This window comes from Hansschlegelia beijingensis, assembly GCF_045505405.1.
Lineage (GTDB): Bacteria > Pseudomonadota > Alphaproteobacteria > Rhizobiales > Methylopilaceae > Methylopila > Methylopila beijingensis_A.
Map to the genome: position 1 here is coordinate 1 of NZ_JBJKEX010000279.1, position 4,109 is coordinate 4,109.

A 4,109-nucleotide genomic window follows, 5' to 3' on the forward strand; every position below is an offset into this window, starting at 1 on the left:
AAGCGCAACGCCGAAATCCAGAGCGCGATGGATCTCGACCGGCTCGACAAGACGGAAGAGGCAAAGAGCAAGCTCGCCAAGCTGATCGCCGCCGACCCCGCGCCGACGCCCATGGCGAGCCTCTGATCGCCCCCTGGCGACGGATCGATCCGCATCTGGAGAAAGGCCTATGACCGAAGTGCAGGCGCTGCTTGAGCGCCATCTCCGCTCGCCCGAAACCCACTGGCACATCGGCACGTTCGGCGTCGTCGCCGAGTTCATGCGCGAGGCCGACGAGCCGGTCGCGTTTCCCGACGATGGCGGCCTCGCAGCGTTCACGGCCCGCGGCGCCATTCGCCTCGAGACGACGGCGGATCTCACGCTCTTCGCCTACGAGACCGCGATGAGCCGGGCCAAGTCGTGGAGCCAGCAGGTCGCGCTCTGCCTGCCGGGGGACGCCTGCGCCATGAACCGGCGCAAGGTCATCACCGAGCTGGGGCAGGACCTCCAGGCGGTGCGCGCGGACGATCGCCGCTGTCTTCTGTTCGATCTCGGGCTTGATCGGCTTCAGGTCGACGCCTGCGTCCGCACGAACGACGGGAGGCTGATCGATATCCTGAGGCGGGCTGAAGGCCGGTCGTTCTTCGACGTCTCGCACGGCGCGCTCATGGCGGTGCTGAAGGCCGGTCCGCACCGGGTGTTCATGACCCGGTTCGGCAGGGCCGAGGTTTTCCTGCCGATCCTCGCGGAGGGAATGACCAGCCCGTCTGGCCCGCACACCCACGTGTTGCCGAAGCTGATGCGCACCGGCCGCACCCACGCCGCCAACGCGCCGGTGCCGAAGCATCTCGTGCCCTGCGGCGGCTTTGCGCCACCCCACCCATATCGCGGCGCGCGCGGCCTCCCGGCCTCTTTCGATCCGGAGCGCCACGCAGCCTTCCAGTCGCTGCTCGACCGGTTCGGCGACCGGCGGCTCGTGTCGGTGAAACGCGCCGCCGCCTATGAGATCCACGGCGAGGACCTCAAGCCGCTGACCCGGCATGAAAGGATGGCCGCGCGCGTCGGCGCGCTGCAGCGAGGGCTGCCCGTGGTTCCTTGAAGGAGAGCGGATGTGGGGCTCACCGGCGCCGCCGCTCTGCGCCTTCCCGGCCGATCAGACGCGGCCCGGGAACTGGCCCTCGTTCGGCCAACCGCCGCGCTCGCGCTTTCTTGTTCAGCGAGCCCTTGTGCCGACGGTGCCGAGGAGGCCCAGCGCGACATAACAAGCAGCCATGAAGCTCTTATATCGGGAGAGGTGAAATGAAGACCGGGAAAGTCGCCGCCGCCCTTATAGCTTCTGCTTTACTCGCGGTCTCGCCAGCCGTCGCCGCAGAGACGATGACCAAGGCGACCGGCGCTGACATCCTCAAGAAGCTCAATACGGATGGTGATGACACGTTGGAGATGACGGAAGTCATTGCGCTGGCGCAGAAGAATTTCGCGGCGATCAACCCCGACGGTGACTCCACGTTGGAGCCGGACGAGGTGAAGGGCCGGGTCAGCGAGGAGGAATGGAAGAGCGTCAACAAGGATGGCGACGAGACGCTCGAGATGGATGAGTGGCTCACCATCGCGCGGGCGCGCTTCGCGCAAGCCGACGCAGACAAGGACGGGAAGCTGACGGCGGCTGAACTCGACTCCGAGGCGGGACGCGGCGTCGTGGTCATGATCGTCAAGTGACGCGACGCGCCTCCGCCGGCTGGCCGGCGCAACTCAGGCTCCGATCGGAGTACGCGATGCGGCGCGGATGGCATTGATCCATCCGCGCCGCCGCCAAAAGCCGCGCTCTGGCAGCAACCTTTCAGGTCACGGCCAGCCGAGCCAGCCTTGCGGTTCGGCGATGGCAAGCCAGATCAGAGCGACTAAGAGGCCGAACCGCGCATGAGGCGGCGGGCGACACTCTATCCTCCCGTGCCCAGGGTTTGATGATGCCCCAAAGGGGTCCCCCTCGAGCGGCTAGGCCCCCGTGGCCGGGCCCCGCCCACGGACATCCATCTCTCGATTACGCAAGGGTCCGCAGTCTGGTCGGACTCCAAGATGGGCTTCTTGCGCGAAGCGGTTGCCGACCTCCTGCCGGAGGTGACCCAAGGCGGACGTTCGAGTTGCGAGCCGGTGGTCCGCGGGAGGGGAGGCCGTCATTGCCTCAAGGCCTGCGCCCCGTCATCGCGCTCTCATTGTAGCAGCAGCGGGTACGCCGTGTTGCGTGGCGGGGAGGGCTTAGGGCGCGGCCGCGCGAGCCGAGCGCGAAGGGCTGCCGGCTTAGCGGACGGGCCGGTAACGCGTGGCGACTGCGCCGTTGCGGAGCGGCGTCGCCGAGACCAGTTGGAGCCATCGCGTGCTGAGCAGCCCGCCCTGGTAGAGGGTTGGACCGTGGCCGGCGATCCTGGGGTGGACGAGGAGACTGTACTCGTCGATCAGATCCAGCCGGTCCAGCTCGGTCGCGAGCGTGCCGCTGCCCAGGAGCACGCCGTCCGGGGTCGCGTCCTTGAGCCTCTGCACCCCCGTGCGCAGGTCGCCGGCGACGTGGTAGCTATTGGTCCAAGGGAAGGCCGTTCGGGTCGACGACACCACGTATTTCGGCTTCGCCTCCAGCTTGACCGCCCACTCGCGTACTGCCGGCGAAGCCTCCTCGTCCCCGCGTACGACCGCCGGCCAGTAGCTCTCCATCATCTCGTAGGTGGCGCGACCCCACAGCATAGCTCCGCTGCCGTCCATAAGGCGGGTGAAGAATGCGTGCGTCTCTTCGTCGGCGATACCCTCCTGGTGGTCGACGCAGCCGTCCAGGGTGACATTGATGCTGAAAGTCAATCGTCCCATCAGCCGACTCTAAGCCAAACAATGGAGACACGCAGGCAAATTGCTTCGGTGAGCCGCAAGAACACCGTTCAGGAGGACCACTTCAAGTGAGACGCGAGCGCCCGCAGTGGAGCCGCCAACAGAAAGAGGATCGCCTGAGCCTCTCGAGGAAGGCAAGCCATCTCGGCCGCCGATGAATGGCGGCCGGCGCAGTGCGCGCGGTAGACGCGCCAGGCGATTGCCACACGCCACCTCCAGCCAAGCGTCCTCAACGCTCTCAGGCGGTCCTCACGAGCCGGGGACTTCTTCGAGAAAGGGCAGCACGGCGCGCACCTCCGCGCCCATCCGCTGGTGCCAGGCGGCGAGATGCGACAAGCAGGCAGTCACGGTGATCTCGTCTGATCCGATCATCTCCGCGAGCAGATCGGGTTCCTGATCCAAAAGCCCGCCAAGCGTCATGCCCGCCGGCGCCAGGTGGCCGAGGCTGTCCCCATGGATCTTCTCCATGCGCAGGACGCGTTTCCCACGCTGCGTTTGCAAAAGATCAGAAAGACGCTTCGACAGCATGCTGCCTTCGACGAAATCGAAGGCTCCGTGGCGCTCGTTGAGAACCAAGGTGTGGGGGATTTCCGGTGCGACCTTGGCGCTGACTTCGATCACCTCACGCGCTTCCGCCATCCGGTCGGGATGATTGGTCGTCATGACGAAAGCGCGCGTTTCGAAGCCGCGCTTCTCCAGCATCCGGCCGAGCGCGGTGGCAGCCAGCATGCTAGCTCGGTGACCGACGAGGCCGCCCGCCCAATCGACGATCATGCATCCGCCGACCTCGGCGATCGGCTGAAGCGCGAGGAAGGCCGGCCGCAGAACTCCCGCGACCCCGCCCGGCAGGTCCGCCGCGCGCGCGAAATGTTCGGTCGGTATCCACACGTCGTAATCCGTCGTGACCGCCGTTACGCGTTCGCTCTCGATGCGCACGAGCGTCACCGGCACGCCCATATCCGTGAACGCGTCGCGGAGCCGGTTTGCCATCAAGGTCTTTCCGAGATGGGTGGAGGCGCCCAGCACCTCGAGGTAGAGCGGCTTCGGCAGCCGGGCGGGGATGGGATCGTCAGTCATGTCTGTCTCCTAACCAGTTGAGAAGCGCCGCGTTGCGGCAAACCGTCGGGCCTGCGCCTTCGGGGCGTCGCGTCGACGGTCGAAGAGGGGAGGGTGATGAGGGCCGATCTGGAGGGGGCGAGGTCCTCGCCGGCGGCGCCAGGGGCGCCGGCGGATCCGGCGGGCGCGCAGGCGCCGAG

General features: G+C 67.0%; 4 protein-coding genes. 2 read left to right on the top strand and 2 right to left on the bottom strand.

The genetic code is table 11. The features are described from left to right. The first annotated feature begins 169 nt into the window (after positions 1-169). Entirely contained in the window at positions 170-1,078 is a 909-nt protein-coding gene (locus ACIKT0_RS14225; protein WP_407105976.1) for a DUF6925 family protein, read from the top strand. A gap of 200 nt (positions 1,079-1,278) precedes the next feature. Then, positions 1,279-1,698, top strand: coding sequence for an EF-hand domain-containing protein (locus tag ACIKT0_RS14230; RefSeq protein WP_407105977.1), 420 nt, complete (start codon positions 1,279-1,281; stop codon positions 1,696-1,698). A gap of 579 nt (positions 1,699-2,277) precedes the next feature. On the opposite strand, the gene ACIKT0_RS14235 is transcribed toward ACIKT0_RS14230, so the two are convergent. After that, entirely contained in the window at positions 2,278-2,835 is a 558-nt protein-coding gene (locus ACIKT0_RS14235) for a dihydrofolate reductase family protein (protein WP_407105978.1), read from the bottom strand. A 267-nt stretch (positions 2,836-3,102) separates the two neighbouring features. After that, the gene (locus ACIKT0_RS14240) at positions 3,103-3,930 is read right to left on the bottom strand and encodes a hypothetical protein (RefSeq protein ID WP_407105979.1); all 828 of its coding nucleotides are present in this window, start codon (positions 3,928-3,930) and stop codon (positions 3,103-3,105) included. Between the last annotated feature and the right edge of the window lie 179 nt (positions 3,931-4,109).